The following is a 16,743-nucleotide window of genomic DNA, read 5'->3' on the forward strand; positions in this document are numbered from 1 at the left end:
CATTTCACGATGTCGTCCAGGGGGCTGAGAAAATCAGTGTGCCTAATATCGCTGCACTCTATGGCAGCTCTCTCGGCGTGTGAACGGTGAAAATGGAATCTGATGGCGGCGCGTTACCGGCGGCCGCGGCGGCCGAACCGGCCAAGAGGTTGTTGTCGATCGACCTACTCGATGCCGATGAACACAGCCAGCTCGACGAATGGGGCAACCGAGCGGTGCTCGCACAGCCGGCCCGCACGCCGGTCTCGATTCCGCAATTGTTCGCGGCGCAGGTGGCCCGTGACGCGGAGGCGGTAGCGATCACGTGCGGGAGCCGCTCGATGAACTACGGCGAACTGGACGCGGCATCTAATCGATTGGCGCACCTGCTCGTTGACCGCGGCGCCGCCCCGGGCGAGCGTGTGGCGATGCTGCTGCCGCGCTGCGCCGAGGCGATCGTGGCGGTCCTGGCCGTGATCAAGACCGGGGCGGCCTACGTGCCGATGGATCCGGCGCACCCCGACGCGCGCCTCGGGATGGTCCTCGGTGACGCTGCCCCGATCGCCGTGATCACCACCGCGGACCTGCGTCTGCGGGTGGACACCTTGGACGTGCCCGTCATCGACATCAACAACTCCGCGATCGACGCCGGTGTTGCTGCCGCATTGCCGGCCCCCGCCGCCGACAACCTCGCCTACATCGTCTACACCTCGGGCACCACCGGCATGCCCAAGGGCGTGGCCGTCACGCACCACAATGTGACCCGGCTCCTCGAGTCACTCGACGCCGAACTGGCGCGGGGACAGGTGTGGACGCAATGCCATTCCCTGGCCTTCGACTACTCCGTCTGGGAAATCTGGGCTCCGCTTCTGTACGGCGCTCGGCTGCTGATCGTGCCCGACGGTGTCGTGCGTTCGTCGGAAGAATTCCACGCCCTGCTGGTGCGCGAACAGGTCAGCGTCTTGAGCCAGACCCCGTCGGCGTTCCACGCGCTGCAGACCGCCGACGCGCTGCACTCCGAGATGGGGCAGCTGAACCTCCAGACGGTGGTCTTCGGCGGCGAAGCGCTTGAACCGCAACGCCTTGCGTCGTGGTTCCGTAATCATCCGGGGTCGCCGCGGATGATCAACATGTACGGCATCACCGAGACGACGGTGCACGCCTCGTTCCGGGAGATCGCCGTCCGCGACGTCGAGAACAGCGTCAGCCCGATCGGCGTGCCGTTGGCGCATCTCGCCTTCTTCGTGCTCGATAAGTTCCTGCGTCGGGTGTCGGCGGGCGCCGTCGGTGAGCTGTATGTGGCCGGTGCGGGAGTGGCCTGCGGATACTGGGGCCGGTCCGGGTTGACGGCGTCGCGGTTCGTGGCGTGCCCGTTCGGCGATGCCCAGGCGCCCGGTCAATGTATGTATCGCACGGGCGATCTGGTGCGCTGGGACGCTGACGGTGAGCTGCAGTATGTGGGCCGCGCGGATGAGCAGGTGAAAATCCGCGGATATCGCATCGAGTTGGGCGAGGTCAGGGCGGCACTCGGCGCGCTGGACGGCGTCGAGCAGGCTGCCGTGATCGCCCGTGAGGACCGTCCCGGCGACAAGCGCCTGGTCGGCTACGTCACCGGGACCTCCGATCCGGTCAAGGTGCGCGCGCAACTGGCGGATCGATTGCCGGAATATATGGTGCCGGCCGCGGTCGTGGGGCTGCAGGCTCTGCCGCTGACGGTCAACGGCAAACTCGACACACGCGCCCTGCCGGCACCGGAGTACCGGGACGCCGACCGTTACCGCGCGCCGGGAGACGCGGTCGAGCAGGTCCTGGCCGACATCTATGCCCAGGTCCTCGGTGTCGATCGGGTCGGCGTGGACGACTCGTTCTTCGACCTGGGCGGGGACAGCGTGTTGTCGATGCAGGTGGTGGCCCGGGCGCGCGCGGCCGGTGTGGCGTGTCGACAGCGCGATGTCTTCGTCGAGCAGACGGTGGCCCGGCTTGCGCAGGTGGCCGTCTTGCTCGATGGCGAGGCGGCGGAGGTCGACGAGGGCGTCGGTGCGGTGGTGGCCACCCCAATCATGCGCTGGCTACACGATTTTGACGGTCCGGTCGATGAGTACAACCAGACGGTGGTGCTGCAAGCTCCCGCCGGAGTGACCGAGGCCGACGTCGTCGTCGTGCTGCAAGCCCTGCTGGACCGCCACGCCATGCTGCGGCTGCGCGCCGCGGACACCGGGAACGGGGATTGGTCGCTGTGGGTACCCGAGGTAGGGGCCGTGGACGCCCGCGCCTGCCTGCAGTCGCTGGATGCGCTGTCCGACGAGGCGCTCGTGGCCGCCCGGTCACGGTTGAATCCGGCGACCGGGGCGATGTTCACCGCGTTGTGGGTGCCGAACACGGGCCAGTTGGCGTTGATGATTCACCATCTGTCCGTGGATGTGCCGTCATGGCGAATCCTGTTCGAAGACTTGAACATTGCATGGGCGCAACATCACCACGGGCAGCCGGTCGAATTGCCCACTGGTGGAACGTCGTTCGCGCGGTGGGCGGCGATACTGAGTGAGCACGCGCGCAGCCCGGCGGTCGTGGAGCTGGCCGACGCATGGCGCCAATTGCTGGCGACGCCCGCCGCGTTGCCCGCGGTGCGACCGGCGGTCGACACCTACGCCCGCGCTGGTCACCTGTTGGCGACGCTGGATATCGAGACCACTCACCAGTTGCTGGGCGAGGTGTCGGCCGCGTTTCACGCTGGGGTGCAAGACGTTCTGTTGATCGCGTTCGGGTTGGCCTGGAACGAATTCCTCGGCGCCGCCGGCGCACCGATCGGTATCAGCGTCAAAGGTCACGGCCGCGCCGAAGAACTGCGGCGCGACGTCGACCTGTCGCGCACCGTGGGATGGTTCACCAGTAAGTACCCGGTGGCGCTGACGGTGGGTGAATTGCCGTGGGCGCACGTAGCCGCCGGCGGGGCCGCGCTGGGACCGTTGATCGCGGCCACTTTGGAACGGCTTCGCGCCATGCCTGACGGCCTGACCTACGGTCTCCTGCGCTATTTGAATCCCGAAGTGGGACTGGCTGGTTCGGAGCCGACCATCGAATTCAACTACCTCGGGCGGTTTGACGCCGATGCGGCCGTTCTGTCCGAACATCTCTGGCGGGTCGACGAGGACGCCATGGCGACCATCCCCGCGGCGTCGGCGATACCCACGCCGCTCGGCCACACCGTGGAATTCAACGCCGCCCTCCTGGATACCGGTACCGGCCAGCGCCTGCACACGACATGGACGTGGGCACCCTCGGCGCTGGACGAGGAACAGATCCAGCGGCTGAACCGGCTGTTGTTCGAGGCACTGACCGGCATCTGCGCGCATGTGCGGCACGGTGGCGGCGGTGAGCCGGCACCGTCGGCCTGATCGTCGACGATAATGGCGTAACGACCCTGTTGAGCTCACTCGGGAGATTGTGCACGCGCATGGCGATCGACGACCTGGTGGTCGAAACCAGCAACGGCCCGGTCCGCGGCGTCGACGACGGCCGCGTCAAGGCGTGGAAGGGCATCCGCTACGCGGCGGCGCCAGTGGGCGACTTACGTTTCCGGGCGCCGCAACCGCCCGAGCGTTGGACCGAGATCGCCGACGCCAGCGTGTTCGGGCCGGCCTGCCCGCAACCGGTGTTTCCCAACATGCCGCTGGATCTGGGCGCACCGCAGGGCGAGGACTGCCTGCGGCTCAACGTCTGGGCATCCTCTGAGACCCGGCCCGGGGACGCCAAACCGGTCCTGGTGTGGCTGCACGGCGGCGCCTACGTCCTGGGATCGAGCAGCCAGACGCTCTATGACGGCAGCAGGTTGGTCAGCCACGGCGACGTCGTCGTGGTGACGGTCAACTATCGGCTCGGCGTGCTCGGCTTCCTCGACCTGACGTCGTTGGACACCGCGGGGCGACGGTTCGACTCGAACGTCGGGCTGCGCGACGCGCTCGCGGCGCTGGAGTGGGTGCGCGACAACGTCGCCGCCTTCGGCGGCGATCCGCACCGGGTCACGCTGTTCGGTGAATCCGCCGGGGCGGGCATCGTCACGACGCTGCTGGCCAGCCCGGCGGCCGACGGCCTGTTCGCCGGCGCGATCGCGCAGAGCTCGCCGGCCACCTCGGTGTACGACCGCGACCGCGCGCACCGGGTCACCCAAGCCTTCCTCGGCAAACTGGGGATCGCCCCGTCGGAGGCGCAGCGGTTGGTCGACATGCCGATGGCGGCGATCCTGGCCGCGTCGCAAGAGGTGTTCGACGAAGTGCCGGCGCGCAACCCGGGAACGCTGGCGTTCGTGCCGATCGTCGATGGCGACGTGCTGGGCGATTACCCGGTCAAGCTGGCGCAGGAGGGCCGCACCCACCCGGTCCCGCTGATCATCGGCACCAACAAACACGAGGCGGCACTCTTCCGGCTGATGCGCTCGCCGCTGATGCCGATCACCCCGAGCGCGATCACCTCGATGTTCAACCAGATCGCCGCCGAGCAACCCGATTTGCAGTTGCCCACCGAGGAGGAGATCGGCTCGGCGTATTCGCGATTGCGGCGCAAGGCGCGGAGTTTGAGCATCGCCACCGACGTCGGCTTCCGGATGCCCTCGGTGTGGCTGGCCGAGGGACACGCCCACGCGGCACCGGTGTATCTGTACCGGTTCGACTACTCCACCCCGTTGTTGAGGCTGCTGACGGTCGGAGCCGCGCACGCCACCGAATTGCCTTACGTCTGGGGAACTCTCGGTGCGCCCAAGGATCCCACGCTGAAGCTCGGCGGCACCAGAACCGCCAAGGCGGTCTCCAAGAGGGTGCGCACCCGATGGATCAACTTCGCCGCGCACGGCGCGCCCGCGGGACCCGCCGGTGAGCCGGAATGGCCCCGCTACCGGGCGACCGACCGTGCCTGCCTGCTCATCGGCAAGAAGGACACCCTCGCCCATGACGTCGACGCGAACATCCGCGCCGCCTGGGGCAGCGAGATGGTGAGCTTTCGCTAACCGGATACCTTGGCCGTCAACGCGTCTCGCTTCATCTGCTCGAACATGCCCACGTAGTACGGCAGACATTCCGACAGCGCCTGCTCCGTGGTGAACAGCGGTTGATAGCCGAGGTCACGAGACGCTTTGGCGATCGAGAAGAAGTTGTCCAGGTACAGCCGCTCGACGGCCAGTGGCTCGAGCAGCGGCGCCGGTATCCCAAACCGGAAATGCAGCCGTTGCCAACCCGTCATCGCCGCGCGCACGACGGGGCCGTTCACCCGGACGCGGGGCCAATTCTCGCCGCAGGCCTCGATCACCGGCCGCGCGAACTCGAACATGTTGATCGGCTCGGCGTCGTTGATGAAGTACGCCTGACCGGGTGCGGTGCCGCCGGGTACCAGATGCTGGGCCGCCAAGATGAAACCGTGAATCAGGTTGTGCACGTAGGAGTTGTCCAACCTGGCCGATTTGCGGCCGATCAACACCTTGACGTGACCGGCGATCACGCTCTCGAACAGCTTGCGGAACATCGTCTGGTCGCCGCGGCCCCAGATGCCGCTGGGCCGGATCGCACACGTCAGTAGGCCGTCAACATTGTTCTGGCCCAATACAAATCGCTCGGCGATCACTTTGGTCTCGGTGTACAGATCGTTGAACCGGTCGGTGTAGGGCAGCGTCTCGTCGCCGCCCGCGATGTTCTGGCCGCCCATCACGACACTGTTCGACGAGGTGTAGACGAAGCGCTGCACCCCGGCCGCCTGCCCGGCGCGGACCAGGTTCTCGGTGCCCCCGACGTTGACCCCGAAGCTGCGCTGGCGGTACTCCTCGGTCACCGACGCGCCGCCCATCAGGTCGATGATCGCCGCGGTGTGAAACACCGTGTCGATGCCGTCGACCGCTCGGGCGCACACGGCCGTGTCGGTGATGTCTCCCTGCAGCACCTCCAACTGGGGATGCTCCGGTAGCGGCGAAGGGGCGCGGTCAAACGAGCGGACCTGATGCCCGCGGTCGAGCAGGGTGGTCACCAGGTTGGCGCCGACGAATCCGGACCCCCCGGTGACCAGGACGCGGCCGAGCTCGGCCGTCAGAGATGCATCACCCATGCGCGAAATCATAACTGAAACGTGTTCCAGTTCGGAAAAAATCTTTCAACGCAGCCCTCCGATGTTGCGGGTCTCAGGCGTCGTCGGCGTCGCCGGAGGCGAGCGCGTCCTCGATCCGCTTGCGGGCGCCAGCTAAATGCTCCTCGCAGCGTTTAGCCAGCTGTTCGCCTCGTTCCCATAGCTGCAGCGACGCATCGAGGTCCAGCCCGCCCTGCTCCAGCAGCCGCACGACCTCGATCAGTTCGTCCCGGCACGCTTCGTAGCCCAGCTGACTAATAGGTGTAATGGATTCGGTCCCCTCCGGCTCGGCGGGGCCCTCCCCGGCGTCATTCTTACGGGCCATCGGCCGGCCCCTCGCTGACGGCGGCCACGGCGCCGTCAGCCACCCGCACCCGCAAGCGGGTGCCCGCCGGCGCGTCGTCGACCGAACGCAGCACTCGGCTCTCGGCGGGACCGACCGATTGCACGACCGCATAGCCGCGCGCCAATGTGGCCGCCGGGCCCAGCGTCGCCAGCCGCGCGCTCAGATGGCCGATCCGTTCGGTTTCAGTGGCGGCCAGCCGGGTGATGTCGCGGCGAATCGCCGACCGGGCGCGGTGAATCTCCTCCGCGCGTGCCTTCAGCGCCGTCAGTGGCTCGGCGAGCACCGGGCGGCTGCGTATCTGGGCCAGGGCACGTTGCTCGCGAGATACCCAGTTGCGCAACGCCTGTGCGCTGCGCCGGCGCAGGTCGTCGATCAGCCGCTGTTCGGCCGCGGTGTCGGGAACCACCTTTTTGGCCGCGTCTGTCGGGGTGGCCGCACGCAGATCGGCGACCAGATCGCACAGCGGGTTGTCGGGTTCGTGGCCGACGGCGCTGATCACCGGGGTGCGGCACGCCGCGATCGCGCGGCACAGCGTCTCGTCGGAAAACGGCAACAGGTCCTCGACGCTGCCGCCGCCGCGGGCGAGGACGATGACGTCGACGTCGGCGTCGCGGTCGAGCTCACGTAGGGCGTCGACGATCTGCGCAACCGCGCTGGGCCCCTGGACCGCCGTGTTGCGCACCGCGAAACGGACCGCAGGCCAGCGGGCCGCCGCCACCGTTCTCACGTCGCGCTCGGCCGCGCTCGCCCGGCCGGTGATCAGGCCGATCATGTTGGGCAGGAAGGGGATTGGGCGCTTGAGCCGCGGATCGAAAAGCCCTTCGGCGTCCAACAGCCTGCGCAGCCGATCGATGCGTGCCAGCAGCTCTCCGACCCCCACCGCGCGAATCTCGCTGAGCCGCAACGAAAATGTGCCGCGACCGGTGTAGAACGAGGGCTTGCCGCACACCACCACCTGCGTGCCCTCCGCCAGCTTCACCGGCGCATTCAGCACCAGGTCGCGCGGGCACGTCACGCTCAGCGACATGTCGGCGGCGGGGTCACGCAGCACCATGAACACGGTCTTGGAATCGGGCCGCATCGAGACCTGGGCGAGCTGACCCTCCACCCAGACGGTGCCCAGCTTGTCGATCCAGCCGGCCACCCGGATCGCCACCGCGCGCACCGGAAAAGGGTTTTCCGCGGAATTCGGTTCGGACGTATTGGCTCGGGTCACTTCGCGTTCGCGCGGGTGATCCTGTTGGCGAGCAACGTCTGGAACGGGGCGCGGCCCTTGGTCGCCTGCTCGTAGGCCAGCAGGTCTTCGAGTTCATCCACGCTCAGCGATTGCAGACGGGCCCGCAGCTGGGCCAACGTCAGCGCCGAGTAGTCCAGCTCGGTGGCCACCGCCGGCTGCGAGACCGACGCGCCGGCCGCCGGCTTCTTCGATGGGCGGGCGGGTTTGGTCAGCGCGCTGGCATCTTCGTGCGCGTCGGCCACCGAGTACAGCGCGAACCGTCCCTCGGCCCGGCGTTCGCCCTCGCCGCCGTCGGTCACCGTGGCATAAGCCCCGTCGATCGCGTCGTCCACGTCCTCGTCGAACGTCGCCCATTCCGGCTTCTCGTCCTTGGGCGGGAAAATCGACTCGAGGGTGCTGTCCCCCTTGATCACCAGCTCGGCGAGGTTTTGCTGGAAGCGCATCACGATGTGCGCCGCCTGACTGGCCAGTGTCATCGGGTACATCAGGATGGTTTTCGGCAGCCTGATGGTCTCCTCAACGGCGACCGTCGCCGCGCCGACCAGCAGCCGAACCCCATACGGTGCAGTAGCCATGGGTCCAAGATTGCCTTAAGCGGCGGCTAACTCCAAGCCCGCCGCCGCGAGCTGGCAGCCCCGTGTCGGCAGAACGTACCCTGGGGGACATGCCCTCGACCGTCGACATGGGGATTCCCGGCGCAGCCAGCTCGGTCGCCGTCCCCCCGACCCGCAAGCGCGTGCTCCTGGCGGAGCCGCGCGGTTACTGCGCGGGCGTGGACAGGGCCGTCGAGACCGTGGAGCGCGCGCTGGAAAAGCACGGGCCGCCGGTCTATGTGCGTCACGAGATCGTGCACAACCGGCACGTGGTCAGCACGCTGGAAAAGGCCGGTGCGGTGTTCGTCGAGGAGACCGACGAGGTGCCCGAAGGCGCCATCGTGGTGTTCTCCGCGCACGGCGTCGCCCCCTCGGTGCACTCGGCGGCCGCCGAACGCAACCTGCACACCATCGACGCCACCTGCCCCCTGGTCACCAAGGTGCACAACGAGGCCCGGCGATTCGCCCGCAACGACTACGACATCCTGCTCATCGGCCACGAGGGCCACGAGGAGGTCGTCGGCACCGCCGGGGAGGCGCCCGACCATGTGCAGCTGGTCGACGGGGTCGCCGCCGTGGACAACGTGACGGTTCGCGACGAGGACAAGGTGGTGTGGCTCTCGCAGACCACGCTGTCGGTCGACGAGACCATGGAAATCGTCGAACGGCTGCGGCAACGATTCCCCAAGCTGCAGGACCCGCCCAGCGACGACATCTGCTATGCGACCCAAAACCGGCAGGTTGCGGTCAAGGCGATGGCGCCGGAGTGCGAGCTGGTGATCGTCGTCGGGTCGCGCAATTCGTCGAACTCGGTGCGCCTGGTGGAAGTGGCGCTGGGCGGCGGGGCCGCCGCGGCCCACCTGGTCGACTGGGCCGATGACATCGACCCGGCCTGGCTCGAGGGAGTCACCACGGTCGGCGTCACGTCCGGGGCGTCCGTTCCCGAGGTCTTGGTGCAAGGGGTGCTCGAGCGGCTCGCCGAGTGCGGCTTTGACCTGGTGCAACCGGTCACCACCGCGCAGGAGACCCTCGTGTTCGCGCTGCCGCGCGAGATCCGCTCAGCCCGCTGAGGGCCTTGGACCGCTGGCGGTGACTCGCCGCGCCCGGCTGCGCCGTTAGACGTCGTACTCCCAGGATTCCGCCGCGGGCCGCCCGTGCGCGCGACCCGGTGTGCGTGAGCGACTCCGGCGCTCGGTGTGCGGCTCCCGCGGTTGGTCCTGGGTGCCGCCGCGGTAGCGGACCTGCGAGATGGGGTGATGCGTGCCGCCGCTCCCGGTCGACGGGGGCCGCCGGCGCCGCGGCTCATAGGGCTCGCGGCTCTCCTCGTACCTGTCGCCGTAGGGCTCAAAGCCGTCGAAACGGCTGCCGCGGGGCGCGGGCCGGTCGTAGGGTCGCTCGTAGGGATTGCGGCGGGTGCGCGGCTCGCGGCGCGGCTCCCGGGGGGTTTGGCCGCGCAAGTCCGGGTCGCCCTCCGGCCTGGGCCGGCGCCGTGACCGGCGGGGCGGTTCGGCGTCGTAGTCGCGGGCGGCCGCAGCGTTGCGGCGGGTACTGCGCCGTGGACGCTCGGGCCGCTCGACCGACTCGTCGTCGAGGGACGGTCGCGCATGCCGGGAGCGGGAACGCGTGGAGGAGCGACCGTCGCGCGCCGTTCTGCGTGTCCTGGCCGACGAGCCCGACGTGCGGCCGCGGCGCGACTCGGTGGCCTCGTCGGTGTCATCGGCATCGGGCTGCAGCGCCGACTGCAGTTTGGCGCCGATGCTGTTGAAGAAGGACTTGACGTGCACGCCGGTGGCGCCGGCGGAATCGGTCGACGTGCTCGTCGCCTTCGTGCCCTGGGCGTTTCCGAAATACCAGCGGGCCAGTCCGATCGCCAGGACGGCGCCGGCGGTGCCCAGCATGAGCGGGAAGCGCTCGATGAGCGGATAGCCGCAATTGATCAGCAGGTCTTTGAGGCGGCCGATCTTGGCGTCGTGGAACAGCCAGTAGGCGCCGGGCACGGCGCAGAACAGGATCAGCGGCGGCTGGATGATGGTGGTGAAAATGCCGTCCTGGCGCACCGCGAGCACCGCCGCCACGCAACCCGCTATATAGAAGCCCGCGAAGACGTGGGTCAGTTCCTTGTGACCAGCGTCGATTCCGTAGCCGATAGCTGTCGCGGTGACGGCGATAAGCAGGGCTGCATACCAGGGGGCGCCTGGGATGTTGGGGTGGACCGAACGGTGAGCACCATCCACCGTCGCACTAGCCCGCTGTGCTGACACATGTAGACCGTACCGGGAATGGACCGAAAGGCTCGTAAATACCTCGTAGCGATCCTGTGGCGTGCCCCATTCCCGCGCACGCTCGGCCGCGGGGCGGTCCCGATCATCCGGCACGCCCGCGGCCCCTAGACTTGGCTCCCTGTGAGCCTGAGCCTGGGAATAGTCGGCCTGCCCAACGTCGGCAAGTCCACGTTGTTCAACGCGCTGACCCGGAACAACGTGGTGGCGGCCAACTACCCGTTCGCGACGATCGAACCCAACGAGGGCGTCGTCCCGCTGCCCGATCCGCGGCTGGACAAGCTGGCGGAGATGTTCGATTCCGAGAAAATCGTGCCGGCGCCGGTCACATTCGTCGACATCGCCGGGATCGTGAAGGGCGCGTCCGAGGGCGCCGGGCTGGGCAACAAGTTCCTGGCCAACATCCGCGAGTGTGACGCGATCTGTCAGGTGGTGCGGGTGTTCGCCGACGACGACGTCGTGCACGTCGACGGCAAGGTCGATCCGCGCTCGGACATCGAGGTGATCGAGACCGAGCTGATCCTCGCCGACATGCAGACCCTGGAGAAGGCCGTGCCGCGCCTGGAGAAGGAAGCCCGCAACAACAAGGAACGCAAGCCGGTGCACGAGGCGGCCGTCGCCGCGGAGGCGGTGCTGAACTCGGGCAAGACGCTGTTCGCGGCCGGCGTCGACGCGTCCCTGCTGCGCGAGCTGAACCTGATGACCACCAAGCCGTTTCTGTACGTGTTCAACGCCGACGAGTCCGTGCTGACCGACGATGCCCGCAAGGCCGAGCTGGCCGCGATGGTCGCCCCCGCCGACGCGGTGTTCCTGGACGCGAAGATCGAGGCCGAGCTGCAGGAGTTGGATGACGAATCCGCCGCCGAGCTGCTCGAGTCCATCGGGCAAACCGAGCGGGGGCTAGACGCGTTGGCGCGGGCCGGTTTTCACACCCTCAAGCTACAGACCTACCTGACGGCGGGCCCAAAAGAGGCGCGCGCCTGGGTGATTCACCAGGGAGACACCGCTCCCAAGGCCGCCGGGGTGATTCACACCGACTTCGAAAAGGGCTTCATCAAGGCCGAGATCGTGTCCTACGACGACCTGATCGCCGCGGGTTCGATGGCGGCGGCCAAGGCGGCCGGCAAGGTCCGCATGGAGGGCAAGGACTACGTCATGGCCGACGGCGACGTGGTGGAGTTCCGCTTCAACGTCTAAGCCATCAAAGTAGGGCGGTCGCTGGCGAACGAAGTCGAAAGTCTGCCTCGATCGATGTCCCGCACTCGTTCGCGACCTCTCACGCGACGCCGTGGGCGATCAGCAGGTGCCGTGCGTTGGCGTCTCCACTGATCTGGCGGTGTTCGACCGTGAGGCCGGTGCTGCGTAACGTGTCGATCACGTCCGGCACCGGACGGAGGTGAAAGCCGTGTTCCGTGAATGGCAGTTTTGCCATGACGTCGGGGTCGGCCAGTCCGATGACGAGTCGGCCCCGACCGTTTATCACCCTGGCAAGCTCTCTGAACGCTCTGTCGAGCTCGGCGACGAAGTAGATGGTGTTGACGGTGATGGCGCCGTCCAATGCCCCATCGGGAAAGGGCAACTGCGTCATGGACCCGGAATGCAACGACAGCCGCCCGGTTGCGATGTCACGGCGGTAGCGTCGCGCGGCTCGGCTGAGCATCGTCTCCGACACCTCGACACCGTGAACTCTGCCCGACGGACCGACACTGTCGAGCAGGAATTTCAGCCCCACTGCGCCACCGAATCCGACATCGGCCACCGCCGATGCTTCATCGGGTTGCAGCGCCCGCGCGGCGGCGCTCACGAAGCGCCGGTTGCCCCGATTGAGCGCCGCACCAACCAACCGCCCGCGCAGACCACTTGGATGGCCGAGCTGCTGAGCAATACCCGCCATGACCGCGTCCCGGACACCCATTTGACGACCGTAGAGCACGGACACTGATGCGGCACGGCTTATCGGATGAAGTGACTGGAGCCTGGGCAACGAAGGTGTCCGGTCGGCGGACGAATATCGTCCAGCACATCGTGACGACGCGCCGACGGCGACGTCGTGGAGTTCCGGTTCAACGTCTAGCTCCGTCCCAGACCAACGCCGGCCGCGTGATCATGGCCCGAAGGACTCGCCGGTCGACTTGTGGCATCATGGTATGCATCAAATGATGCGTATGGAGGTGTCGATGAGGACAACAGTGACCATCGACGATGCCTTACTGGCTCAGGCGGCGGAACTGACCGGCGTGACGGAGAGTGCGGCGCTTCTCCGTCAGGGATTGCAGACCCTCATTCGGGTAGAGAGCGCCCGCCGTCTCGCGGCGCTCGGCGGCACGGACCCCAAGGCGTCGGCCGCCCCGCGGCGGAGGCCGCCGACCCGTGATCCTCGTTGACACATCGATATGGATTGACCATCTGCACGTCGCCGAGCATCGCCTCGTCGGCCGCTTGACCAACGACGAAATCGGTTGCCACCAAATGGTGATCGAGGAGCTGGCACTCGGTATGATCAAGCAGCGCGACGACGTACTGAGATTGCTGTCCCATCTGCGCGAGTTTCCGTTGTTGACGCACGCGGAAATCCTCCATCTCGTTGACCGTCGCCGCTTGTGGGGAAGGGGATTGAGCGCAATCGACGCCCACCTTCTTGGGTCGGTTGCTGTCGTCGACGGTGCACGGCTTTGGACGAGGGACAAGAAGTTGAAAGCGGCGTGTAAAGAAGTGGGTGTTGCGATCGTCGATGAGTCGTGACGTTGTTTGGAGCAGCCGTCATCCAGCTCCGCTTCAACAGTCACACAAGGAGGCGCTATGCGGTGGCGGGGCGTGTGTCACGTCGAGTTCGCGGTGTTGGACTACGACGACTCGATCGCGTTCTACGACGCGTTGTTCGGCTGGCTCGGCTACAGCAGCTTCTCGTCGCTCAACATGGAATACCAGTCGACGTATTACATGACGCGTAATGTCAACCCGCACAGCTACATCGGCATCCAACCCGCCCGCACCGGCGACAAGTTGACGCACTCCGATCAGGCGGTCGGCATCAACCACATCGCGTTGTGGGCGCGCAGTAGGGCAGAGGTCGACCGCTTCCATCGTGAATTCTTGGTCGAACGTGCGATCCCGGTCACCGACGAGCCGAAGGAGTACCCGCAGTACTGGCCCGGCTACTACGCGGTGTTCTTCGACGACCCGATCAATGGGATTCACTGGGAATTGGCCTGGGTGCCGAAAGTCCCTACGCCTCGCCAACTTTGGGCGTTCTATCGCGCGATTCGTGCCTTCGCGAAGAGTCGGCCGGACCTGGCGAACACGGTCCCGGGCGTCACGATGCAGGCCAGGAGAACCCTGCCGGCCCGATGACCGCCGCCGTTGTCGGGGGTGGCGCTTAGCATCCTTCCCGCACGACACCCACACCGCCGGGGCCCGCAGGAGGACCGCATGAAGTTCGTATCGACCCGCATCATCACCGCCGACGTCAAGCGCCTGGTGGGTTTCTACGAGATGGTCACCCAGATCGCGGCCGTGTGGGGCAACGAGTTGTTCGCGGAGATTCCGACCCCGGCCGGCACGCTGGCCATTGGTAGCGACAAGACGGTGCCGCTGTTCGGGGCGGGATCGGCCGAGCCGGCGGCGAACCGGAGCGCAATCGTGGAATTCATCGTCGAGGACGTGGACGCCGAGTTCGAGCGGCTGCGCGAGCGTGTCACCGAGGTCGTGACGACGCCGACGACCATGCCCTGGGGCAACCGCGCGCTGTTGTTCCGGGATCCCGACGGAAACCTCGTCAACCTGTTCACTCCGGTCACCGACGAGGCGCGCGCGAAGTTCGGGCTCTGATCGCCGGGCGCCGCGATGAGGCGGTCGACGGACCTGCAGGTTGCAGATGATCCGCAGAACTACTTGCCCGGATCCCGGTCCAGGGAAATCCTGGGGAGATGACGATTGTCAAGCGAACGGGACCGTGGCCGCGGCGGGCTGCGCGCGTGCTGGTGAGCAGCGGGTTGGCATTGTCCGCGTTGGGGCTGGCCGGCGGCCCGGGCGCGCAGGCGGCGCCGGCGCCCACCGACCACTGGTGCCCGGGCGAGCCATGGAACCCGGCCTGGGGCAACGTCTTGGACTGGGACTGGAATCGCTGCCACGAGTGGCAACATCCGGGCGGCCCGACCGCCCCGTCGGGCTGGGGTCCCTGGGGCCCCCGCCGGCGTGGGCGCCGCCGCAGCCACCTCAACCGGCGTGGGCGCCGGGGGCTCAACTGATGTGGAACCCGACCGACGCCGATTGGGGCCTGTGGAACAACGGGATATGGACGCCCATCTGAGCAGGCACCGTCTCGGGCCAAGGCCGCTTTGATCAGACGCGATTGGCGGCGCTAACGGTCAACCCTCCCGGGGCTAGGGTGAACTGTGGCCGCAGACGACCGCGCCGAGCCGCCCGAGGGGCCGGAATGCGGGCCCGACGCGCTCGAGGAGCGCGAAAGGGCCCTGGTCCGGCAGGAGGCTGAGCTCCGAAAGCGTGAATTTCTTGCCGGCAAAAGGGACGGGATTGCCGACCAGCGCGACCAGATTGCCGACGAGCGCGAGCGGGCGGCGGACGAACGAGAGCAGCGCGCGGACGAACGCGAGGGCACGAGCGAAGAGCAGGAACGCGCGCGACTGCGGCGCGCCGATGAAGGGGTGCAGCGCGCACAGGCGCGCGCGGAGCGGGACCAGGCCGACGTTGACCGCGAGATTGCGCAAAGCGAACGGGGCCCTGACCCCGCCTGATGGGTGACGCGACCGAGGTACCCCTGGACGGCATCGCCTAAATGCGGGCAATTTGCCGCCAAAAATATACCCGTGTGTAATAAATTTGCTTTAGCTGCGGCACAGGTCATTGTTGGTTTACCGAATGACGTGCGCCACAAATTTTGGTTGGCAATATATGTTATTGCTAGCCTCGCTGCCCATGGTCGTTATTGCTACATTGATGTCGTTGATCAATCAGGTTTCCGGCACGCCGTATATCGCGGGCGGAGATTCTCCCGCCGGGACCGATTGTTCGGGACTCGCTTCGTGGATTGCGAATGCCGCAACCGATAGGCCAGTTTTTGGGGATCGATTTAATACCGGAAACGAAGAAGCGGCGTTGCTGGCGCGAGGGTTCCAATACGGGACCGCGCCCAACGCCTTGGTCATCGGATGGAACGGTGGCCACACCGCGGTGACGCTGCCCGACGGGACGTCGGTGGCCAGCGGTGAGCGCGGCGGCGTCCACGTGGGCGGCCCCGGCGCCTACCAGGCCGGATTCACGCATCACATGTTCCTTCCGATGGAGTTGGAGGACGCGTTGCCGCCGCCGCCGGACGCCGCTTTGCCGCCGGACGCGTTGCCGCCGCCGCCCGACGCCCCTCCGCCGGCGGACGCTTTGCCGCCTCCGCCCGACGCTCCTGCGCCGGCGGACGCGCCCGCGCCCCCGCCGGAAGAGCCCGCCGTTTTGATCGACGCTCCGGCACCGCCGATGGACACCCCGCCGGCACTTTAATTGTATTTGTCCGACAGCGCGGTAATTGCGGATTCATAACAAATGAAATGCGTGCCGTCGGCCATTTATCGGTTCTTTCCGACGATTGGCGGCGGCCATCCCGACGGGCCGGCACAATAGTGAAATGACACGATCGCCGAGTCGTGTGTGAGCTACGACACTGCCTTCGGAAAAGTGGCGGAAGTGCGCGCCGCGGCGAAAGTTTCTCATGGGTTGCTTGTGACTCGTGAGAACACTTTGCTGCCGCGTTCGCTGACCGGAAACGCGCCCGACACCCCGCCGCAACAGTGCCCGCCGCCAGATAGGCTGGCGCTGCCTGCGGTGCGGGCACACCGAAATCGGCGAACCGAGGCGGGGCCGCAATGATCTTCATCGTCGTCAAGTTCGAAACCAAACCCGAGTGGACGGACCGGTGGCCTGAACTCGTCGCCGCGTTCACGGCGGCGACTCGTGCCGAGGAGGGCAACCTGTGGTTCGAGTGGTCGCGCAGCCTGGACAACCCGGCGGAGTACGTCCTGGTGGAAGCGTTCCGCGACGATGAGGCGGGCGGTGTCCACGTCAACAGCGATCACTTCAAGCGGGCCATGCACGAACTTCCGCAGGCGTTGAAGTCGACGCCGAAGATCATCAACCAGACGCTCGATGCCACTGGGTGGTCCGAGATGGGCGAGATGTCGGTCGGCTAGCCGCCGGCCA

The 16,743-nt window shown here is 67.1% G+C and carries 17 protein-coding genes and 1 pseudogene; 12 read left to right on the top strand and 6 right to left on the bottom strand.

All coding sequences use genetic code 11. From position 1 onward, the window contains the following. Nucleotides 1–86 precede the first annotated feature (86 nt). On the top strand, nt 87–3,374 hold the full coding sequence (locus P6281_RS05565) for an amino acid adenylation domain-containing protein (RefSeq protein WP_324738641.1): 3,288 nt from the start codon (nt 87–89) through the stop codon (nt 3,372–3,374). A gap of 59 nt (nt 3,375–3,433) precedes the next feature. Continuing rightward, complete coding sequence (locus P6281_RS05570) at nt 3,434–4,978, top strand: carboxylesterase/lipase family protein (protein WP_014941405.1); 1,545 nt, start codon at nt 3,434–3,436, stop codon at nt 4,976–4,978. Here the strand turns inward: P6281_RS05570 and P6281_RS05575 are convergent. From P6281_RS05575 to P6281_RS05590, 4 genes are all read right to left on the bottom strand, one after another. Beyond that, nucleotides 4,975–6,075 (bottom strand): 3-beta-hydroxysteroid dehydrogenase, encoded by a 1,101-nt coding sequence (locus P6281_RS05575; RefSeq protein WP_014383997.1) that lies wholly within the window; start codon nt 6,073–6,075, stop codon nt 4,975–4,977. The two genes, P6281_RS05570 and P6281_RS05575, sit on opposite strands and share 4 nt — an antisense overlap. Nucleotides 6,076–6,136: 61 nt before the next feature. Then, the gene (locus tag P6281_RS05580) at nt 6,137–6,406 is read right to left on the bottom strand and encodes an exodeoxyribonuclease VII small subunit (RefSeq protein WP_008254374.1); all 270 of its coding nucleotides are present in this window, start codon (nt 6,404–6,406) and stop codon (nt 6,137–6,139) included. Beyond that, complete coding sequence (xseA, locus tag P6281_RS05585; protein ID WP_014383998.1) at nt 6,396–7,643, bottom strand: exodeoxyribonuclease VII large subunit; 1,248 nt, start codon at nt 7,641–7,643, stop codon at nt 6,396–6,398. Before xseA ends, P6281_RS05580 begins: the two co-directional genes overlap by 11 nt. Then, nucleotides 7,640–8,239 (bottom strand): lipid droplet-associated protein, encoded by a 600-nt coding sequence (locus P6281_RS05590; RefSeq protein ID WP_009953444.1) that lies wholly within the window; start codon nt 8,237–8,239, stop codon nt 7,640–7,642. Before P6281_RS05590 ends, xseA begins: the two co-directional genes overlap by 4 nt. An 89-nt stretch (nt 8,240–8,328) precedes the next feature. Here P6281_RS05590 and P6281_RS05595 point away from each other — a divergent pair, with 89 nt between their 5' ends. Then, nucleotides 8,329–9,327 (top strand): 4-hydroxy-3-methylbut-2-enyl diphosphate reductase, encoded by a 999-nt coding sequence (locus P6281_RS05595; protein ID WP_008254378.1) that lies wholly within the window; start codon nt 8,329–8,331, stop codon nt 9,325–9,327. A 45-nt stretch (nt 9,328–9,372) separates the two neighbouring features. On the opposite strand, the gene P6281_RS05600 is transcribed toward P6281_RS05595, so the two are convergent. Further along, entirely contained in the window at nt 9,373–10,518 is a 1,146-nt protein-coding gene (locus P6281_RS05600) for a DUF6542 domain-containing protein (protein WP_193375537.1), read from the bottom strand. 141 nt (nt 10,519–10,659) lie between these two features. Here P6281_RS05600 and ychF point away from each other — a divergent pair, with 141 nt between their 5' ends. Then, nucleotides 10,660–11,733: a redox-regulated ATPase YchF gene (gene ychF / locus P6281_RS05605; RefSeq protein ID WP_009953440.1), complete on the top strand. Its 1,074-nt coding sequence runs from the start codon at nt 10,660–10,662 to the stop codon at nt 11,731–11,733. Between the two features lie 79 nt (nt 11,734–11,812). Here the strand turns inward: ychF and P6281_RS05610 are convergent, their stop codons facing one another. After that, nucleotides 11,813–12,475 (bottom strand): class I SAM-dependent methyltransferase, encoded by a 663-nt coding sequence (locus P6281_RS05610; protein WP_014384000.1) that lies wholly within the window; start codon nt 12,473–12,475, stop codon nt 11,813–11,815. 238 nt (nt 12,476–12,713) lie between these two features. On the opposite strand from P6281_RS05610, the gene P6281_RS05615 reads away from it, so the two are divergent. The 8 genes and pseudogenes from P6281_RS05615 to P6281_RS05650 all read left to right on the top strand — a co-directional run bounded on the left by P6281_RS05615 (nt 12,714) and on the right by P6281_RS05650 (nt 16,733). Next, entirely contained in the window at nt 12,714–12,920 is a 207-nt protein-coding gene (locus tag P6281_RS05615) for a type II toxin-antitoxin system VapB family antitoxin (RefSeq protein ID WP_026071432.1), read from the top strand. Continuing rightward, entirely contained in the window at nt 12,907–13,278 is a 372-nt protein-coding gene (locus P6281_RS05620; RefSeq protein WP_041784823.1) for a type II toxin-antitoxin system VapC family toxin, read from the top strand. The genes P6281_RS05615 and P6281_RS05620 overlap by 14 nt, the downstream gene beginning before the upstream one ends. A gap of 57 nt (nt 13,279–13,335) precedes the next feature. Further along, a complete protein-coding gene (locus P6281_RS05625) occupies nt 13,336–13,887 on the top strand; it encodes a VOC family protein (protein WP_038535279.1) in 552 nt (183 codons plus the stop codon). A 78-nt stretch (nt 13,888–13,965) separates the two neighbouring features. Beyond that, nucleotides 13,966–14,364, top strand: a complete 399-nt coding sequence (locus P6281_RS05630) for a VOC family protein (protein WP_009953435.1) — start codon at nt 13,966–13,968, stop codon at nt 14,362–14,364. Between the two features lie 98 nt (nt 14,365–14,462). Next, nucleotides 14,463–14,845, top strand: a pseudogene (locus P6281_RS05635) (hypothetical protein). Nucleotides 14,846–14,930: 85 nt separating this feature from the next. Then, nucleotides 14,931–15,290: a hypothetical protein gene (locus tag P6281_RS05640; RefSeq protein WP_179960061.1), complete on the top strand. Its 360-nt coding sequence runs from the start codon at nt 14,931–14,933 to the stop codon at nt 15,288–15,290. 124 nt (nt 15,291–15,414) lie between these two features. Next, nucleotides 15,415–16,047, top strand: coding sequence for a peptidoglycan endopeptidase (locus tag P6281_RS05645; RefSeq protein ID WP_371286264.1), 633 nt, complete (start codon nt 15,415–15,417; stop codon nt 16,045–16,047). 362 nt (nt 16,048–16,409) lie between these two features. Continuing rightward, nucleotides 16,410–16,733 (top strand): putative quinol monooxygenase, encoded by a 324-nt coding sequence (locus tag P6281_RS05650; protein WP_009953431.1) that lies wholly within the window; start codon nt 16,410–16,412, stop codon nt 16,731–16,733. Nucleotides 16,734–16,743 lie beyond the last annotated feature (10 nt).

The sequence above is a fragment of the Mycobacterium sp. 5-140-3-2 genome (assembly GCF_035666375.1).
GTDB classification, from domain to species: domain Bacteria; phylum Actinomycetota; class Actinomycetes; order Mycobacteriales; family Mycobacteriaceae; genus Mycobacterium; species Mycobacterium intracellulare.